Below are 18,108 nucleotides of genomic sequence, written 5' to 3'. Positions count from 1 at the left end.
GCGTCGCACCGTCAGCACGCCGGGGCGCTGACAGGACGTGCGGTATCGGTATCCCTACCGCCCGCCGGGTCAGTCGCCCGCCGGGTCAGTCCCCTTCGCGGGGCCGGATCACCACTCGCCCGGAGTCGAGGTCTATAGGGCCCTTCCCCGGGTCGCTGCTGCGCGTCTCGTCGAGCGTGAACTCCAGGCGGTTGCGCTCTTCATCGGTGTGCTTGCGGCCGGGCGCGAACAGTTCCTCGATGAGGTTGAACATGACGACCCCCGTAGGCGTGCGACTGCTGCCAGTGTAGGCAGACTCCGCACAGAACGGGCACTCCGCACCATGTCGGCCGAACTCAACGCCACGACCAGCCGATTCGCCCTCCCCTCAGCGAACCTCCCCAGCAGATCCCCCCAGCGGAGCGCCCTCAGCGGACCTCCAGCCGCAGGATCCGGTCGTCCTCCCGGCCCGGCTCACCACGCCCATCCGTATTGCTCGTGGTCAGCCACAGCCCCCCGTCGTCCGCCGCCACCACGCTGCGCAGCCGTCCGTACTTCCCGTCCAGGAACGACTGTGGCTTCGCCACCGCCTTGTCGCCCTTCAGCGGAATGCGCCACAGCCGCTCACCGCGCAGCCCGGCCATCCAGATCGAGCCCTTGGCGAAGGCGATTCCGCTCGGCGAGGCGTCCTTGGGCTTCCACTGCTCGAGCGGATCGGCGAAGCCCTTCTTCCCGGCCTTGCCCTCGGCCTCCGGCCAGCCGTAGTTCTTGCCCGGCTCGATCAGATTGAGCTCGTCCCAGGTGTCCTGGCCGAACTCGGAGGCCCACAGCCGCTTGTCCGCGTCCCAGGCCAGGCCCTGCACATTGCGGTGCCCCGGGGAGTAGATGACCGACTGGGCGTCCGGATTGCGGGGCGCGGGCTCGCCGTCCGGGGTCATCCGCAGGATCTTGCCGCCGAAGGAGTCCATGTCCTGGGCGAGCCCGCGGTCACCGCTCTCTCCCGTGCCCGCGTAGAGCATCTTGTCCGGGCCGAAGGCGATACGGCCCCCGTTGTGGATCGAGCCCTTGGGGATGCCCTTGAAGATCGTGTCCGGGGCGCCGAGCTGATCGCCGGCGGGGCGCTTGTCGTCGTACACCATGCGGACGATGCGGTTGTCCGAATCGGTGGTGAAGTACGCGTAGACCATATGGTCCGTGCCGAAGTCGGAGGAGACCGCCAGCCCCAGCAGCCCGCCCTCACCGGAGGCGGAGACGCCCGGGACGGACCCCAGCTCGGTCTTCTTCCCCGAGTCCGCCGAGACTTTGAAGATCTTCCCGGTGTCCCGCGAGGAGACCAGCAGATCCCCGCCGGGCAGCGGCGCGATCCCCCAGGGGGAGTCCAGCTTCGTGGTGAGGGTGCGCTCCACCTTCACCGAGCCCTTCGCGGGCGCCGCGGACTCCGTCGGCGAGGGCGCGTCGGAGGAACCCCCGCCGCCCGGCTTCGTGGGCGCGGACGACCGGCCGTCCGGTCTGGTGATGCTGTCGCCGTCGGACGAGCAGCCCGCCACGAGCACCACGGCGGCAGCGGCAGCGGCGGCGAGAACAGAGGTGACGCGAGGACGTCGCACGGTCGGGTTCCTCTCCATGGGCACGTGTGCCGCGGCACGGCACTGATTCTTATACACCGCGGGCCCGCGCCGGGTTCCCATCCCCGAATCGGGCCCGGACCAGGGCCGAACGCACACCGGCGGCCACGCGCCGGACCGCCGGGCGCGACGCGCTCAGTCCCACGAGCCCTGCGCCGGCGGCAGCCCCGCGATCTCCGCGAGGTCCTCGGAGGAGAGCGGCAGACCGGCCGCCGCGCAGTTCTCCGCCGCCCACCGCTCCCGCTTGGTCCCCGGCACCGGCACCACATGCGGCCCCTGCGCCAGCAGCCAGGCCAGGGCCACCTGGGCCGGGGTCACCCCGTCCCCGTGCCGCTGGGCGACCCGTCGCAGACCGGCCACGATCGGCTGGTTCGCGGCCATCATCTCCGCCGTGAACCGCGGATGCCGGGCCCGCATGTCGTCCGGCTCGAAGCCCTGCCCCGGGGTGAGCGTTCCGCTCAGGAAGCCGTTGCCCAGTGGCATCGCCGCCAGGAAGCCCACCCCGCGCGAGGCACACCACGGCACCAGCGCCTCCAGCGCGTCGGGCGACCACACCGAGAGCTCCGCCTGCACACAGCTGACCGGAAAGACCTGCTGGACCCGCTCCAGCTGGCGCACCGTGGCGTCGTGCATCCCGGCGCCCGCCCTCCGCTGCGCCCGCGCGCCCACGGCGCACAGCCCGAGCGCCCGTACCTTCCCGGCCGCGACCAGCTCCGCCATCGCGCCCCAGGTCTCCTCTATGGGGACCTCAGGGTCGGCCCGGTGCAGCTGGTAGAGGTCGATCACATCGGTCTGGAGCCGGCGCAGCGAGGCGTCGCAGGCCCGCTTCACATAGCCGGGGCGCCCGTTGGCCACGATGTGCTGGTCGCCCACCAGCAGTCCGCATTTGGTGGACACGAAGGCGTCCGCCCGCCGCTCCTTGAGCACCCTCCCCACCAGCAGCTCATTGGTGAAGGGGCCGTACATGTCGGCGGTGTCCAGCAGGCTCGCCCCCGAGTCGAGCGCGGTGTGCACGGTGCGCTCCGAGCGCTCGCCACTGCGCTGCGAAGCGGTGTACGCCCAGCTCATCGGCATGCATCCAAGGCCGATGGCCCCCACTTCGAGCGCCGCCGCGCCGATTCTCCTGCGCTCCACCTGGCCTGACCCCTCCCGTTCCTCGGACCCCAAACTAACCTCTGCCAACGGCCGGTGATCGCATAGCCTCCTGGCATGAGTGCAGATCACAGCGATACGTTCCGCCACCAGGAATCGACTCACGGTTCATCCGAAGCGCGCGACCTGGTGTGGCTGCCCATTCCGCCCGAGGAGATCGACGGTCTTCCCGACTCCCTCGAATACGCCCACTGGGACGGTGGCGAGGACTTCCCCACCGACCCGGCGCGCTGCGCGTTCTACTGCGTCCCGTACATGAAGCCGGCGCAGGTGTGCACCCGCCCGCTGCCCGTCATGACCAACCTGCGGGTGGTGCAGACCCTCACCGCCGGAATAGACCACATCAAGCCCGCGCTCGCCGATCTCGCGCCCGGGGTGCGGCTGTGCAACGCGCGCGGTGTGCACGACGCGAGCACCGCCGAGCTCGCCCTCACCCTCATCCTGGCCTCGCTGCGCGGGGTCCCCGACTTCGTCCGGGGCCAGGACGCCGAGGAGTGGCGCTCCGGCTTCCGTCCCGCGCTCGCCGACAAGTCCGTACTGATCGTCGGCTACGGGGCCATCGGCAGCGCGATCGAGGATCGGCTCGTGCCCTTCGAGTGCGAGCGGGTGGCGCGCGTCGCGCGCTCCCCGCGCACGACCGAGCGCGGCCCGGTGCATCCGATCGACGCATTGCCCCGACTGCTTCCGGAAGCGGATGTGGTGGTGCTGGTGACCCCGCTCACCGAGGCCACCCGTGGTCTGGTGGGGACGGAGTTCCTGTCCCGCATGAAGGACGGGGCGCTGCTGGTGAACGTCTCCCGTGGTGGGGTCGTGGACACCAAGGCCCTGCTCACGGAGCTGGAGTCGGGACGGCTGCGGGCCGCGCTCGATGTCACCGACCCCGAACCACTGCCCGCCGGGCATCCGCTGTGGCACGCTCCAGGGGTGCTCATCTCCCCGCATGTGGGCGGCCCCACGTCGGCCTTCCTCCCGCGCGCCAAGCGGCTGTTGAGGGATCAGCTGCATCGTTACGCGCGCGGCGAGTCGCTGGCACATCTCGCCGTCACGACGGGGTAGACATGCCTCTGGCACCACATACAGGCACCGATTGACTCCCCTCCGTATATACAACGCCGTAGTCGGTTACGGTCCGTAGATGGCCTATGTCCCTGAGTGACCAGTCTGGTGTATCGTCCCGAGCGGGGGCTGCGCCACTGACCTGACGGCGTCAGCGATGGACCGGAACTCGAGGGGGGCGACGGGCGATGTATGGCCGATGGACCGACAACCCGACGCAGCTCAGGCGTCGACCGCGACACTTCCGCGCAGCCGCGCGGTTCTCCAACTCGACGAGGCCCGCGGGGATACCGCTTCCGGGGGCCCCGAGGCGCCAGTGGTCCGCCACGCAGTGGATGGCAGTCCAGTGAGCGCCACGGGAGCGGTGCTCGCCCGGCCGTCGGTCTCCGGCGGCGGGGCCGGGCTGTTGCCGCAAGTGGTCCTCGCCCTGGTCTGCGGCGGTTACGCGGCGGGGGCGATCGTCGGCTGGGGATCGTCCCAACTGGCCCTGGTCATGGGTGACTTCGGGCTGAGCGCCGCCGCGTTCGCCGCCGCGGCCTCCTGTCTGTGGCACGGCCGCCGGCACGCCGGGCGGCTGCGCCCGGCCTGGCTGCTGTTCGCCGCCTCCTCGGCCATGGCCGGGCTGGGGAACGCCGTCTGGGGCTGGTACGAGGTGGTGCTCGGCCGTTCCGTGCCGACCCCCTCGGTCGCCGACTTCTGCTTCCTGCTCTTCGCCCCGCCCGCCATCGTCGGGATGCTGGTGCTCGCCAAGCGCCCCACCAGCCGGGCCCGGTGGATCTGTCTGGGGCTGGACGCCTGGCTGATCGCCGGATCGCTGGTCACGCTCTCCTGGAGCCTCGCGCTCGCCCACACCGGGGAGTTCGGCGCGGACGGCGCCTCCGTGGCCCGCGGCGCCCTGTCGCTCGCCTATCCGCTGCTGGACATCGTGCTGGTCAGCATGGTGATCGTGCTCCACTTCCGGCGCTCATCGGGCAATCGCTCCGCGATCAACACCGCGATCGCCGCCTTCGCCTTGACCGTGCTGTGCGACGCCCTGTTCACGTCGCCGCTGCTGCGGGAGCACTACCGCTCCGGGCAGATACTCGACGCCGGGTGGTTCGCCGGCTCCGCGCTGCTGGCGTACGCACCGTGGGTGGCCCGCCGCGAGGCCGCCCAGAACCCGCCGCCGGCGCGCCGCCCCGCGCAGCAGAGCGTCCCCATCGCGGGCTCGCTCGCCGCACTCGCGCCCTATCTCGCCGCCGCCGTCTGCACCTTGGGGGTCCTGTTCAACGTGATGGACGGCCGGCCGATCGACGGGGTGGTGCTCTTCACCGCCTGCGCGGTCGTGCTCGCGCTCGTCGTCCGACAAGCGATCATGCTGATGGACAACATCAGGCTCACCCAGGAACTCGCCCAGAAGGAGAGTCACTTCCGCTCCCTGGTGCAGAGTTCCAGCGATGTGATCATGATCGCCGCGCCCACCGGGATCCTGCGCTATGTCAGCCCGGCCGCCTCCGGGGTCTACGGCCGCGACGCGGAGGAGCTGGAGGGCTCCGAGCTGGCCTCCCTGATCCACCCCGAGGACCTCGGCTCGGTGGTCCACGAGGTCCGCCGGTTCCTGGCCGCCGCACCGGGTGAGGAGCCCACCACGCGGATCGAATGCCGCTTCCGCTCCGGCTCCGGCGACTGGCTCAACGTGGAGTCCACGATCAACCGTCACCACGGCGGGCTGATCTTCAACAGCCGCGATGTCACCGAGCGGGTCCGGCTCCAGGCCCAGCTCCAGCACAACGCCGAGCACGACCCGCTCACCGATCTGCCCAACCGCGCCCTGTTCACCCGGCGGGTCGCGCACGCCGTCGCCGGCCGCCGCCGTACGGACGCCGGCACCGCCGTGCTCTTCATCGACCTCGACGGCTTCAAGGCGGTCAACGACACCGTCGGCCACCACGCCGGGGACGAGCTGCTGGTCCAGGCCGCCCGCCGGCTCCAGGAGTCCGTGCGGTCCGGGTCCGGCGACTGCGCGGCCCGGCTCGGGGGCGACGAGTTCGCCGCCCTCATCCTCGGCGACGGCGAGGGGGACGCGGGCAACCGCGAGCAGCGCATCATGGAGATCGCCGACCGGCTGCGGCTGCGGCTCTCCCAGCCCTACCGGGTCGAGGGCGGCACCGAGGTCCGCGTGGCCGCCAGCATCGGCGTCGCCTTCGCCGAGCCCGGCACCAGCCCCGGGGCCCTGATGCGCAACGCCGACCTGGCGATGTACCGCGCCAAGGCCGCGGGCAAGAACCGCGTCGAGCTGTACGCACCGCAGATGCAGGCCGAGGTGGCGCGGCGCGCCGAGGTCGCCACCAGACTGCGCGCCGCCCTGCACGACGGGGAGTTCGTGCTGCTGCACCAGCCCGTCGTCGAGCTGACCAGCGGCCGGATCACCGCGGTCGCGGCGCAGGCCCGCTGGCGCTCGGCCCAGGGCATCCTGTTCACCCCCGCCGAGTTCCTCCGGGTCGCCGACAACGGCCGGGGGAGCGGTGAGGACACCGCCCGTACCGCCGAGCTGTCCCGCTGGATGCTGGAGGCGGCCGTCGAGCAGGCCGCCCAGCGGCGCCGCGACGGCCATCCGGTCCCGGTGTGCGTACGGCTCCCCGCGAGCCGGCTGGTGGACAAGTCGATGCCGCCCAAAGCCGTGGAGGCCCTGCTGGCCCGCCACGGGCTGCCGTCCGGCGCGCTGATCCTGGAGCTGACCGACAGCGATCCACGGGTGCCGCTGGACGAGCTGGAGCACCGCCTCGGCGCGCTGCGCCGCCTGGGGGTGCGGATCGCCCTCGACGGCTTCGGCAGCGGCTATGCCGCGATCAGGGCGCTCCGCAGGCTCCCCATCGATGTGCTGAAACTGGACCCCGGACTGGTCGAGGGAGTGGTCGAGTCCTCACGGCTGCACAAGATCACCGCAGGGCTGCTGAGGATCGCCGGCGACCTCGGAATGCAGTCCATCGCAGAGGGGGTGGAGTTGCCCGAGCAGATTGTCACCCTGCGCGGTATGGGATGCACTCACGCCCAAGGGGCGGCCTTCAGCGGGCCGCTGGACGAGCACCGGCTGCGCCGGGCGCTGCTGCGCGGCGGCTATCCGGTGCCGCGCCCGGAGCCCCCGCTGCTGGTCGGCGGCGCCCTGCCGATCCGGCACGGCGGTCATGGCGGGCACGGCGGCTCCCACGGCCCGCGCCGTACGGAGCCGCACACCCACCCGCCGACCCGCTCAAATACTGAGACGCCCGTCCCACCCACTTGACACCCGATATGCGCCGGGGGGAGGGTCGGAGCCATGCGCACCCGAATTCTCGTACTTGGACAGCGCGTCGGCTGAGCAGGGCCCATCGAAGCCCTGCGGACCCTCACCGGCGCGCTCCCCTCGCTTGCCTTACGGCACGAGGGGTTTTTTGTTGCACCGGCAGGCCCCGGTGCATCGCCCCGCCCCCTCCCTCCCGCACCGAACCTCATCTTCGAGAAGAGAATGCCGATGACCGAGCAGGCCCCCGGGTCCCATCACCCCCAGCCTCGGCCCCGTAGCGGCGGACCGCAGTCCGCCCCCGTAGAGCACGTCACGGGCGCGCAGTCCCTCATCCGTTCCCTCGAGGAAGTGGGTGCCGACACCGTCTTCGGCATTCCCGGTGGCGCGATCCTCCCCGCCTACGACCCGATGATGGACTCCTCGAAGGTCCGGCATGTGCTCGTCCGCCATGAGCAGGGCGCGGGCCACGCCGCCACCGGCTACGCGCAGGCCACCGGCAAGGTCGGCGTCTGCATGGCCACCTCGGGTCCCGGCGCCACCAACCTGGTCACCCCCATCGCCGACGCCCATATGGACTCGGTCCCGATCGTCGCGATCACCGGCCAGGTGGCGTCCAAGGCCATCGGCACGGACGCCTTCCAGGAGGCGGACATCTGCGGCATCACCATGCCGATCACCAAGCACAACTTCCTGGTCACCAAGGCCGAGGACATCCCGCGCACGATCGCCGAGGCGTTCCACATCGCCTCCACCGGCCGCCCCGGCCCGGTCCTGGTCGACATCGCCAAGGACGCGCTCCAGGCGCAGACCACCTTCTCCTGGCCGCCGCAGGCCGATCTGCCCGGCTACCGCCCGGTCACCAAGCCGCACGCCAAGCAGATCCGCGAGGCCGCCCGCCTGATCACCCAGGCCGAGCGCCCGGTGCTGTACGTCGGCGGCGGTGTGATCAAGGCGCGGGCCACCGCCGAGCTGAAGGTGCTGGCCGAGCAGACCGGCGCGCCGGTCACCACCACCCTGATGGCGCTGGGCGCCTTCCCCGACAGCCACCACCTCCACCTGGGCATGCCGGGCATGCACGGCACCGTCGCCGCCGTGACCGCCCTCCAGAAGGCCGATCTGATCGTGGCGCTGGGCGCCCGCTTCGACGACCGCGTCACCGGCAGGCTGGACTCCTTCGCCCCCCACGCCAAGATCGTCCACGCGGACATCGACCCGGCCGAGATCGGTAAGAACCGCGCCGCCGACGTGCCGATCGTCGGGGACGCCCGCGAGGTCATCGCGGACCTGGTCGTCGCCGTCCAGGCCGAGCACGACGCCGGCCACGCCGGTGACTACTCCGGCTGGTGGGAGGACCTGAACCGGTGGCGGGAGACCTACCCGCTCGGCTACGACCAGCCCGCCGACGGCAGCCTCTCCCCGCAGCAGGTCATCCAGCGGATCGGGCAGCTGGCCCCGGAGGGCACGATCTTCGCCGCGGGCGTCGGCCAGCACCAGATGTGGGCCGCCCACTTCATCGACTACGACACCCCCGCCACCTGGCTGAACTCGGGCGGCGCCGGGACCATGGGCTACGCCGTCCCGGCCGCGATGGGCGCCAAGGCCGGCGCCGACGAGGGCCGTACGGTCTGGGCGATCGACGGTGACGGCTGCTTCCAGATGACCAACCAGGAGCTGGTCACCTGCGCGCTGAACAACATCCCGATCAAGGTCGCGATCATCAACAACGGCGCGCTGGGCATGGTCCGCCAGTGGCAGACCCTCTTCTACAACCAGCGCTACTCCAACACGGTCCTGCACTCCGGCCCGGACACCCCCGCGCAGGCGAACCTGGGCACCCGCGTCCCCGACTTCGTGAAGCTCTCCGAGGCCATGGGCTGCGTCGGGCTGCGCTGCGAGGACCCGGCCGACCTCGACGCCGTGATCGAGAAGGCCAACGCGATCAACGACCGCCCGGTGGTCGTGGACTTCATCGTCCATGAGGACGCCATGGTCTGGCCGATGGTCGCGGCCGGCACCTCCAACGACGAGATCCTGGCGGCGCGCGACACCCGCCCGGACTTCGGCGACGGCGAAGACGACTGAGGCCAGGACCGAGAGAGAGAAGAGACCGACCCCATGTCCAAGCACACGCTCTCCGTCCTGGTGGAGAACACCCCCGGCATCCTGGCCCGGATCGCCGCCCTGTTCTCCCGCCGCGGCTTCAACATCGACTCGCTGGCCGTCGGCGTCACCGAGCACCCGGACATCTCCCGGATCACCATCGTGGTCAATGTCGAGGAGCTGCCGCTGGAGCAGGTCACCAAGCAGCTCAACAAGCTGGTCAACGTGTTGAAGATCGTCGAGCTGGAGGACGGCCAGGCGATCCAGCGGGAGCTCGTCCTGGTCAAGGTCCGCGCCGACAACGAGACCCGCTCCCAGATCGTCGAGATCGTCCAGCTGTTCCGCGCCAAGACCGTGGACGTCTCCCCGGAGGCCGTGACCATCGAGGCCACCGGCAGCAGTGACAAGCTCGAGGCCATGCTCAGGATGCTGGAACCGTACGGCATCAAGGAGCTGGTCCAGTCCGGCACCATCGCCATAGGGCGCGGCGCCCGCTCCATCACCGACCGGAGCCTGCGCGCGCTCGACCGGTCCGCCTGACCCCCGGCCCCGCCCTGACCAGCAGGGCCACGGTCCGGCGCCACCCGTGCGCCGGACCGTATGGCGAGACCCCCGAACCTTCACCCGCCCGCCCGTCATACGGTGGGAAGCACAACCCACACGCTAGGAGATTCCCGAAGTGGCCGAGCTGTTCTACGACGACGACGCCGACCTGTCCATCATCCAGGGCCGTAAGGTCGCAATCCTCGGCTACGGCAGCCAGGGCCACGCCCACGCGCTGTCGTTGCGCGACTCGGGCGTCGACGTCCGGGTCGGCCTGCACGAGGGCTCCAAGTCCAAGGCCAAGGCCGAGGAGCAGGGGCTGCGCGTGGTCACCCCAGCCGAGGCGTCCGCCGAGGCCGACGTGATCATGATCCTGGTCCCGGACCCGATCCAGGCCAAGGTCTACGAGGAGTCCGTGAAGGACAACCTGAAGGACGGCGACGCCCTGTTCTTCGGGCACGGCCTCAACATCCGGTTCGACTTCATCAAGCCCCCGGCCAACGTGGACGTCTGCATGGTCGCCCCCAAGGGCCCGGGCCACCTGGTCCGCCGCCAGTACGAGGAGGGGCGCGGCGTGCCGTGCATCGCGGCCGTCGAGCAGGACGCCACCGGGAGCGCCTTCGAGCTGGCCCTGTCCTACGCCAAGGGCATCGGCGGCACCCGCGCCGGCGTCATCAAGACCACCTTCACCGAGGAGACCGAGACCGACCTCTTCGGTGAGCAGGCGGTGCTGTGCGGCGGCACCTCGGCGCTGGTCAAGGCCGGGTTCGAGACCCTGGTCGAGGCCGGTTACCAGCCGGAGATCGCGTACTTCGAGTGCCTCCACGAGCTCAAGCTGATCGTGGACCTGATGTACGAGGGCGGCCTGGAGAAGATGCGCTGGTCGATCTCCGAGACCGCCGAGTGGGGCGACTATGTCTCCGGTCCGCGGATCATCAACGACTCCACCAAGGCCGAGATGAAGAAGCTCCTCGGCGAGATCCAGGACGGCACCTTCGCCAAGAACTGGATGGCGGAGTACAACGCCGGCCTGCCGAAGTACAACGAGCTGAAGAAGGCCGACGAGAACCACCTGCTGGAGACCACGGGCAAGGAGCTGCGCAAGCTCATGAGCTGGGTCGACGAAGAGGCGTAACCGCGCCTGGTGGCGCGGAGGCCGTGCCCCGGGTGTGGGGGGGGGTTGCCTGAACCCCCCCCCCCCCCATTTTTGCTTTTTTCCCCCCCCCCCCCCCCCGGGGACGGGGAGGCCGTGCCCGGGGGGGGAGGGGGGCCCGCTGGACCCCCTCCACACCCGGTTCGCGCTTTGTCCACCGCGCAGCACCACGTGCGGGTGATCCTGCCGCAACGGCACATGACGAAGGCCCGACCGCCACTACACTCATCAACAGCAAGCGCGTCAGGCTCACAGCGTCGTGCGTCTCCCACGCGGCTGACCCCTTCACCGCCAGCGGCCGTCGGGACGGCCGTCCGCTGAGGACTAGTGAGGACTGAAGACCACGTGAGCACTGCTTCCACTGGTAAGCCCGTCGTACTCATCGCCGAAGAGCTCTCTCCGGCGACGGTCGAGGCCCTGGGCCCGGACTTCGAGATCCGGAGCTGCAACGGGGCGGACCGAGCCGAGCTCCTTCCCGCCATCGCCGATGTGGACGCGATCCTCGTCCGCAGCGCCACCAAGGTCGACGCCGAGGCCATCGCCGCCGCGAAGAAGCTGAAGGTGGTCGCCCGCGCGGGCGTCGGCCTGGACAATGTGGACGTCTCGTCCGCCACCAAGGCGGGCGTCATGGTCGTCAACGCGCCGACGTCCAACATCGTCACCGCCGCCGAGCTCGCCTGCGGTCTGCTGGTGGCCACGGCCCGGAACATCCCGCAGGCCAATGCCGCGCTGAAGAACGGCGAGTGGAAGCGCAGCAAGTACACCGGTGTGGAGCTGAGCGAGAAGACCCTCGGCGTGGTCGGCCTCGGCCGCATCGGCGTCCTGGTGGCCCAGCGGATGTCCGCCTTCGGCATGAAGGTCGTCGCGTACGACCCGTATGTGCAGCCCGCGCGGGCCGCGCAGATGGGTGTGAAGCTGCTCTCGCTGGACGAGCTGCTCGAGGTCTCCGACTTCATCACGGTCCACCTCCCCAGGACGCCCGAGACGGTCGGGCTGATCGGCGACGAGGCGCTGCACAAGGTCAAGCCGGAGGTCCGGATCGTGAACGCCGCGCGCGGCGGGATCGTGGACGAGGTGGCGCTGGCCGCCGCCCTCAAGGAGGGCCGGGTGGCCGGGGCCGGGCTGGATGTCTTCTCCCAGGAGCCGTGCACCGAGTCCCCGCTGTTCGAGTTCGACAATGTCGTGGTCACCCCGCATCTGGGCGCCTCCACCGGTGAGGCCCAGGAGAAGGCGGGCATCGCGGTCGCCCGCTCGGTGCGGCTGGCGCTGGCCGGCGAGCTGGTCCCGGACGCGGTGAACGTGCAGGGCGGCGTCATCGCCGAGGACGTACGGCCCGGGCTGCCGCTGGCCGAGAAGCTGGGGCGGATCTTCACCGCGCTGGCGGGCGAGGTCGCGGTCCGCCTCGATGTCGAGGTCTACGGCGAGATCACCCAGCACGACGTCAAGGTGCTGGAACTGTCGGCGCTCAAGGGCGTCTTCGAGGACATCGTCGACGAGACCGTCTCGTATGTGAACGCGCCGCTGTTCGCGCAGGAGCGCGGGGTCGAGGTGCGGCTGACCACCAGCTCGGAGTCGAGCGAGCACCGCAATGTGGTGACCGTGCGCGGCACCCTGTCGGACGGCGAGGAGGTCTCGATCTCCGGCACGCTGGCCGGTCCCAAGCACCAGCAGAAGATCGTCGCGGTGGGGGAGTACGACGTGGATCTGGCGCTCGCCGACCATATGGCCTTCCTCCGCTACACCGACCGCCCGGGCGTGGTCGGCACGCTCGGCCGCATCCTGGGCGAGGCGGGGATCAACATCGCGGGGATGCAGGTCTCGCGGGCCACGGCGGGCGGTGCCGCGCTGGTGGCGCTCACGGTGGACGACACCATTCCGCAGCCCGTGCTCACCGAGATCGCCGAGGAGATCGGCGCCACCTCGGCCCGCTCGGTCAATCTGGTCTGAGCCGCTCAAGGCATCACCCACCTGGGCCCGGTCCCCGCTTCGGCGGGGGCCGGGCCCAGGTCTTTGTGCATCCAGGGCGGCAAGGCGTGCCGGAGGGGTTCCGGATCTTTTTCATCGCGTGTTGAATAATGGCGTTGGGCTCGCTACGCTCGCAGCTATGTGGAGAGAATTTCTCCACATAGCTGTAGGTATGTGCCGTGCTGTCAGGAGAGCCCCGTGTCCGCAGACGCCGAGACCGAGACCGACGCCCTCGCCGGCGTCCCGTCGCCCCCCATGCGCGCCGACGCCCGGCGCAACCGGGAGCAGATCCTGCGCGCCGCCCGCGAGGTCTTCGCCGATCAGGGGCCGGATGCCCCGCTGGATGAGATAGCCCGGCGCGCCGGGGTCGGCATCGCGACCCTCTACCGGCGGTTTCCGGACCGTGCCGAGCTGCATCGAGGGGTCGCCATCGAGGTGCTGACCGCGCTGGTCGAGGCCGCGCGCCGGGCCACCGCCGAGGAGGGCGACCCCTGTCTCGCGCTGCGCCGCTTCATGCACGCCGCCCTCGATCTCAAGATCGGCTCGGTGCTGCCCGCGCTGCTGGGCCGGTTCACCGTGGACGAGATCCTCGACAGCGTCCCCGGCGACGCCGTCGACCCGATCGACGCGATGCTCCTGCGTGCCCAGGAGCGGGGGCTGGTCCGGAGTGATGTCGTCTTCGGCGACATCACTCTGATGATCATCCGGCTGACGCGGCCGCTGCCCGGCGGCGGCCGGTTCGCCCCCGATGACGGCCTCGCCCATCGCCAGCTGGATGTCTACATCGACGGGTTGCGCCCCACCGGCTCCCCGCGCCCCACCACCCCGCTCGGCGGTCCGGCCGTCGACGCGGAGGCGTTCAAGCGCATCCGGGAGCGAGTGATCGACGACGCCCACGACGCCCACGAGGCCCACGAGGCCCACGAGGCCCGCGACGCCCGTGACGCCGCATCGGACCTCGACCCGGACCCCGCCTGACCTCCCTCTCCGCTCGCCTTCCGCAAGACCAGAAAGGCATCGTCATGTCCCAGCCCTCACAGGCGCCGCCGCAGGCCAACCCGCGGCGCTGGCTCGCCCTCGTCTTCATCGGCCTGGCCCAGCTGATGATCGTCCTCGACATCACCATCGTGAACATCGCCCTGCCGTCGGCCCAGAAGGACCTCGGCATCTCCGACGGCGACCGGCAGTGGGTCATCACCGCCTACACCCTGGCGTTCGGCAGTCTGCTGCTGCTCGGCGGCCGGATCGCGGACTACACCGGCCGTAAGCGCACCTTCCTCATCGGGCTGCTGGGGTTCGCCGGGGCCTCCGCGCTCGGCGGCGCCGCCTCCGGTTTCGAGATGCTGCTCGCGGCCCGCGCCCTCCAGGGCGCCTTCGCCGCGCTGCTCGCCCCCTCGGCGCTCTCGCTGCTCGCGGTGAACTTCACCGAGCCCCGTGAGCGCGCCAAGGCGTTCGGCATCTTCGGCGCGATCGCGGCGGGCGGCGGTGCGATCGGGCTGGTCGTCGGCGGGCTGCTGACCGAGTACCTCGACTGGCGCTGGTGCCTGTACGTCAATGTGCCCATCGCGGTCGTCGCGGCCCTCAGCTGGTCCGTGCTGCCCACCGACACCCGCGCCGAGGGCCGGGCCCGCTTCGACATCCCCGGTGTGGTGCTGGCGGTGTGCGGGCTGGTGGCCGTCGTCTACGCATGCAGCGAGGCCGAGTCCGAGGGCTGGGACTCCCGGCTGGTGACCGGGCTGCTCATCCTGGGCGGGGTGCTGCTCTTCGCCTTCGTCATGGTGGAGCGGAACGTGGCACGGCCGCTGCTGCCGCCGAGGGTCGTGGGGGACCGCACCCGTGGCAGCGCCTATCTGGCGGTCGGCCTCTCGGTGGTCGGCATGTTCGCGATGTTCCTCTTCCTCACGTACTACATGCAGATCGTCAAGGGGTACTCGGCGCTGCTCACCGGTGTGGCGTTCCTGCCGATGACCGGGGCGGTGCTGATCGGCGCGGGCGGCGTCGCCTCCCGCCTCATCCCCAAGGTGCCGCCGCGGCTGCTGGTGGCGCCCGGCCTGCTGATCGCGGCCACCGGTGTCGTCCTGCTGGTGCCCCTGGACGTCGACAGCTCGTACGCGGCGGGGGTGCTGCCCGCCGAGCTCCTGGTCGGCTTCGGCATGGGCCTGGTGATGGCGCCCTCGATGAACTACGCGACCCATGGCGTGGCGGCGGGGGACGCGGGCGTCGCCTCCGCCACCGTCAACACCGCCCAGCAGATCGGCGGTTCGATCGGCACGGCGATGCTCAACACCATCGCCACCAGCGCGACCTCCGACTACATGGCCTCGCACGCCCGGCAGATGACACCGCGGACCGCCAAGGCGACCGCCAAGGCCGGTCTGGTCGAGGGCTTCTCACACGCCTTCGTCGTCTCGTCCTCGATCCTCGTGGGAGCCGCGGTGGTCGTGGCCCTGCTGATGAACACCCCGCGCCCGGTACGCGAACCCGGCACCGAAGGCGCCACCCCGCTCCCCGCCCACATGGGCTGACGGCGCCCCGCGCCGCGGAGGTCCTTCGCCCCATCGCCGGGGCGGAGGGCCTCCGGGCTGTGGTGGGTCAGGGGGTGGGGTCGGGGCGCGGCGCGCGGGCGGCCAGCTCCAGCAGCTCATCCACCGACCACTGGTCATAGGCGTGCTCGCCGTGCTTGGCGGCGATGACGCGGCCGTCCCCGCCGACGCCGTCCCCGAGGATCAGGAAGTCCGCGGGCAGCCCGAGCCGGCCCCCGGGCTGGCTGGGCTCGGGGAGCTTCTCCCGGCCGCGGAGGACCGCCCACACGCCGGTGACCAGCGCCCACGCGATCGGCCCCCAGGCGCGCGGGCTGAGCAGGGCCCGGCGCGCCTGCTCCACTCCGAACTCCCGGTACAGCCGCTTCCCGGGGTCGGCGACGACGGCGAACGGCAGCCCCTCCGTGTGCTCGCGCAACTCCTCGGCGGGGGAGTGGAAGACCACCACCTCCCGGATTCCGGCCGCTTCGATCTCCTGGTGGCGCCGCACGATCGAGCGCAGATGGAGATTGCAGACGGGGCATCCGGCGAAGCGCCGGAACTGAAGGTGGATCAGCCGGTCAGGGTCGGGCACGGCGACGGCCGGACCGGTCACGGGGGCGAGGGTACGGGCGGAGACGCGGGAACCGGGCTCCATGGGAGCCCCCCTTTCGTAAGCGTACGGCATACGCCTACCAGCGTAGGCGTATGCCGTACGCTGTCAACCGCCATGCCACGACCCCGCTCCCTCACCCCCGATCAGCTGGCCTCGGCCGCCCTCGCCGTCCTCGACCGCGAGGGGCTCGCCGGGCTCTCGATGCGCGCCGTCGCCAAGGAACTCGGGATGAGCACGATGGGGCTCTACCGCTATGTGGACGACCGCGAGGAGCTCGAAGGGCTGGTCGTCGAGCGCGTCCTCGGCGCCGTCGACACCGCGCCGCCCGATCCCGGAGCCCCATGGGACGAACGACTCCGGATCATGGTCGGCCGACTGCGCGACACGGTCAGCGCCCACCCCGCGGTCCTCCCGCTGACCCTCACCCACCGGCACCGTTCCCCCAGCTCGCTGCGGTGGGCGGAGACGGCGCTCGCGATCCTCACCGAGGCGGGCCTGGACGGCGAACGCCGGGTCCTCGCCCTGCGCGCCCTCCTCGGCTATGTGATCGGCGCGATCCAGCTCGAACACCTCGGACCGCTGTCCGGCGCGGGCACGGTCACGATCTCCGAGCTGCCGTCCGACGAGTTCCCGTACCTGGCCGACACGGCACGACAGGCCCGGAGCGTGGGGGCGGAACGGGAGTTCTTCGGGGGGCTGGAGGTGTTCCTGCGTGGGCTGGGCGCATAGCCGGGTCGCGTCAACGCCGGGGCCGCCGCTCACCTGTGGGGGTGGCGGCCCCGGCCTGCCTGGCCGCTGCCTCCGAATCCGGCGAGACCGCCTCCACCACGAGCACGACATCTGCCGCTTCGTAGCCCGTCTCGTACCCCTCAGCGGACACCGCCTCCGCACGCAACACGGAGAGGTCCGGCTCAGGACGGTTGCACCTATGTGCCCACGGGCATCTACCACGACCGCCTGAAGGTCTCGGTCCCGTTCACCATCGACATCGACCTCACGGAGATCGACCACTTGTGACCCGCGGTCGCGTGCTCTCACCCCGCCAGCTCGTAGGCGTAGTCCGGTGAGAAGGTGCCCGCCGGGCCCGCGCAGCCGTCGACTTCGCCCGGGGGCTTGACCCAGAGGTAGGCGTCGATGGCCGGGTCGCCGGTGTTCGCCGTGGGGTTTTCGCCGACCTTGCGGCCGTGGGGGTCGCACCAGGCGTTGTCGGGGGCGGGGCCGTTGCCGTTGCGGCTGGTGTCGATGACGGCGGTGAGCCCGGAGGAGGTGCCGAGCTGGGCGAGCACGCTCTTGGTGAAGGCCACCTCGTCGGCGGTGCGGCGGAAGTTGGAGACATTGCTGTAGATGCCGTCGCCGCTGGTCAGCACCCCGGCCGAGCGGAGCCGCGAGGCCTGGACGGCGGCGCTGTTCCAGGCCGAGTGACCGGCGTCGAAGTACACCCGGGCGTTGGGGTTCGCGCTGTGGATGGCGGTGGCGGCGCGGGCCAGGGAGGTGTAGCGGCCGCTCAGCTCGGTGGGCGAGAGACAGCTGATGAGCGCGATCGAGTCGGGTTCGAGGATGATGACGGCGGGCCCGCTGCCCAGCCCGGCGGCGAAGCCGCGCACCCATGTGTCATAGCTCGCGAGGTCGGGCGCGCCGCCCGCGGAGGCTCCGCCGCAGTCGCGGTTGGGGATCTGGTACGTCACCAGGACGGGGGTCTGGCCCTTGGCGGAGGCGGCGGAGGTGACCTTCCGGACGTCCTCGGTGACGGTGGCGGGGGAGTACCGGGAGAACCACGCGGCCTGTGGCTGACTGGCGATCCGCGAGGCGATGCGCGGCTGCCGGGAGTCGCCCGGATTGGCGGCGACCCACTTGTTGACGAGCGAGTCGGGGTTGTTGAAGAACCGGGTGTCGCCCGGCAGTTCGCCCGCGACGGCCTGCGGTGTGTAGGCCGCGCCGATCAGGAAGGCGGTGGCGAGCCCGGCTGCCGCTAACGCTCTGGTGATACGCACGGTGCGTCACTCCTCTCGCGTGGGGTGGCTGCTCAGCCCTCTGGCCGCCGTGTCCGGCCGCCGTCCTCTGGTTGCCGCCGGGCGGGGAATGGTTGTCGTGGTGTTCGAAGAGATGCGTACGGTCGCGGTCAACTCGCCCGGTACGTA

General features: G+C 71.1%; 14 protein-coding genes. 9 read left to right on the top strand and 5 right to left on the bottom strand.

Going from position 1 to position 18,108, the window contains the following annotated elements; genetic code table 11:
- Positions 1-85 precede the first annotated feature (85 nt).
- From ACT2CW_RS10160 to ACT2CW_RS10150, 3 genes are all read right to left on the bottom strand, one after another.
- The gene (locus ACT2CW_RS10160; protein ID WP_166483824.1) at positions 86-253 is read right to left on the bottom strand and encodes a DUF6191 domain-containing protein; all 168 of its coding nucleotides are present in this window, start codon (positions 251-253) and stop codon (positions 86-88) included.
- Positions 254-407: 154 nt separating this feature from the next.
- Positions 408-1,604, bottom strand: coding sequence for a PQQ-dependent sugar dehydrogenase (locus ACT2CW_RS10155; protein WP_445516319.1), 1,197 nt, complete (start codon positions 1,602-1,604; stop codon positions 408-410).
- Between the two features lie 135 nt (positions 1,605-1,739).
- Entirely contained in the window at positions 1,740-2,738 is a 999-nt protein-coding gene (locus tag ACT2CW_RS10150; protein ID WP_445516318.1) for an aldo/keto reductase, read from the bottom strand.
- A gap of 75 nt (positions 2,739-2,813) precedes the next feature.
- On the opposite strand from ACT2CW_RS10150, the gene ACT2CW_RS10145 reads away from it, so the two are divergent.
- The 8 genes from ACT2CW_RS10145 to ACT2CW_RS10110 all read left to right on the top strand — a co-directional run bounded on the left by ACT2CW_RS10145 (position 2,814) and on the right by ACT2CW_RS10110 (position 15,360).
- Positions 2,814-3,812 carry a 2-hydroxyacid dehydrogenase gene (locus ACT2CW_RS10145; RefSeq protein ID WP_445516317.1) on the top strand — a complete coding sequence of 333 codons (999 nt, stop codon included), beginning with the start codon at positions 2,814-2,816 and terminating at the stop codon, positions 3,810-3,812.
- Between the two features lie 346 nt (positions 3,813-4,158).
- Positions 4,159-7,074, top strand: coding sequence for a putative bifunctional diguanylate cyclase/phosphodiesterase (locus ACT2CW_RS10140; RefSeq protein ID WP_445516316.1), 2,916 nt, complete (start codon positions 4,159-4,161; stop codon positions 7,072-7,074).
- A gap of 228 nt (positions 7,075-7,302) precedes the next feature.
- Entirely contained in the window at positions 7,303-9,156 is a 1,854-nt protein-coding gene (locus tag ACT2CW_RS10135) for an acetolactate synthase large subunit (RefSeq protein WP_445516315.1), read from the top strand.
- A gap of 33 nt (positions 9,157-9,189) precedes the next feature.
- Positions 9,190-9,714 (top strand): acetolactate synthase small subunit, encoded by a 525-nt coding sequence (gene ilvN, locus ACT2CW_RS10130; protein WP_037948468.1) that lies wholly within the window; start codon positions 9,190-9,192, stop codon positions 9,712-9,714.
- 139 nt (positions 9,715-9,853) lie between these two features.
- Positions 9,854-10,852 carry a ketol-acid reductoisomerase gene (gene ilvC / locus ACT2CW_RS10125; protein WP_086879625.1) on the top strand — a complete coding sequence of 333 codons (999 nt, stop codon included), beginning with the start codon at positions 9,854-9,856 and terminating at the stop codon, positions 10,850-10,852.
- 363 nt (positions 10,853-11,215) lie between these two features.
- The gene (serA, locus tag ACT2CW_RS10120) at positions 11,216-12,817 is read left to right on the top strand and encodes a phosphoglycerate dehydrogenase (protein ID WP_138917362.1); all 1,602 of its coding nucleotides are present in this window, start codon (positions 11,216-11,218) and stop codon (positions 12,815-12,817) included.
- Positions 12,818-13,033: 216 nt separating this feature from the next.
- Positions 13,034-13,813 carry a TetR/AcrR family transcriptional regulator gene (locus ACT2CW_RS10115; protein WP_445516314.1) on the top strand — a complete coding sequence of 260 codons (780 nt, stop codon included), beginning with the start codon at positions 13,034-13,036 and terminating at the stop codon, positions 13,811-13,813.
- Positions 13,814-13,857: 44 nt separating this feature from the next.
- The gene (locus ACT2CW_RS10110) at positions 13,858-15,360 is read left to right on the top strand and encodes an MFS transporter (protein ID WP_445516313.1); all 1,503 of its coding nucleotides are present in this window, start codon (positions 13,858-13,860) and stop codon (positions 15,358-15,360) included.
- A 67-nt stretch (positions 15,361-15,427) separates the two neighbouring features.
- Here ACT2CW_RS10110 and ACT2CW_RS10105 read toward each other — a convergent pair whose 3' ends face one another.
- Positions 15,428-16,012, bottom strand: coding sequence for a peroxiredoxin-like family protein (locus ACT2CW_RS10105; protein WP_445516312.1), 585 nt, complete (start codon positions 16,010-16,012; stop codon positions 15,428-15,430).
- Positions 16,013-16,084: 72 nt separating this feature from the next.
- Between ACT2CW_RS10105 and ACT2CW_RS10100 the strand changes: the two genes are divergently transcribed.
- Positions 16,085-16,699 (top strand): TetR/AcrR family transcriptional regulator, encoded by a 615-nt coding sequence (locus tag ACT2CW_RS10100; protein WP_445516311.1) that lies wholly within the window; start codon positions 16,085-16,087, stop codon positions 16,697-16,699.
- 305 nt (positions 16,700-17,004) lie between these two features.
- Here the strand turns inward: ACT2CW_RS10100 and ACT2CW_RS10095 are convergent, their stop codons facing one another.
- The gene (locus tag ACT2CW_RS10095; RefSeq protein ID WP_445516310.1) at positions 17,005-17,961 is read right to left on the bottom strand and encodes a glycoside hydrolase family 6 protein; all 957 of its coding nucleotides are present in this window, start codon (positions 17,959-17,961) and stop codon (positions 17,005-17,007) included.
- Between the last annotated feature and the right edge of the window lie 147 nt (positions 17,962-18,108).

It is taken from the genome of Streptomyces sp. NEAU-174, from assembly GCF_052665095.1.
The sequence above is the reverse complement of the archived record's forward strand: the minus strand, read 5'-3'. Positions and strand labels throughout refer to the sequence as shown.

Coding starts and splice junctions, on each gene's coding strand:
- ACT2CW_RS10110 (WP_445516313.1), top strand. CDS start 13,858: ATGTCCCAGCCCTCACAGGCGCCGCCGCAGGCCAACCCGCGGCGCTGG.
- ACT2CW_RS10145 (WP_445516317.1), top strand. CDS start 2,814: ATGAGTGCAGATCACAGCGATACGTTCCGCCACCAGGAATCGACTCAC.
- ACT2CW_RS10155 (WP_445516319.1), bottom strand. CDS start 1,604: ATGGAGAGGAACCCGACCGTGCGACGTCCTCGCGTCACCTCTGTTCTC.
- ACT2CW_RS10105 (WP_445516312.1), bottom strand. CDS start 16,012: ATGGAGCCCGGTTCCCGCGTCTCCGCCCGTACCCTCGCCCCCGTGACC.
- ACT2CW_RS10135 (WP_445516315.1), top strand. CDS start 7,303: ATGACCGAGCAGGCCCCCGGGTCCCATCACCCCCAGCCTCGGCCCCGT.
- ilvN (WP_037948468.1), top strand. CDS start 9,190: ATGTCCAAGCACACGCTCTCCGTCCTGGTGGAGAACACCCCCGGCATC.
- ACT2CW_RS10160 (WP_166483824.1), bottom strand. CDS start 253: ATGTTCAACCTCATCGAGGAACTGTTCGCGCCCGGCCGCAAGCACACC.
- ACT2CW_RS10100 (WP_445516311.1), top strand. CDS start 16,085: ATGCCACGACCCCGCTCCCTCACCCCCGATCAGCTGGCCTCGGCCGCC.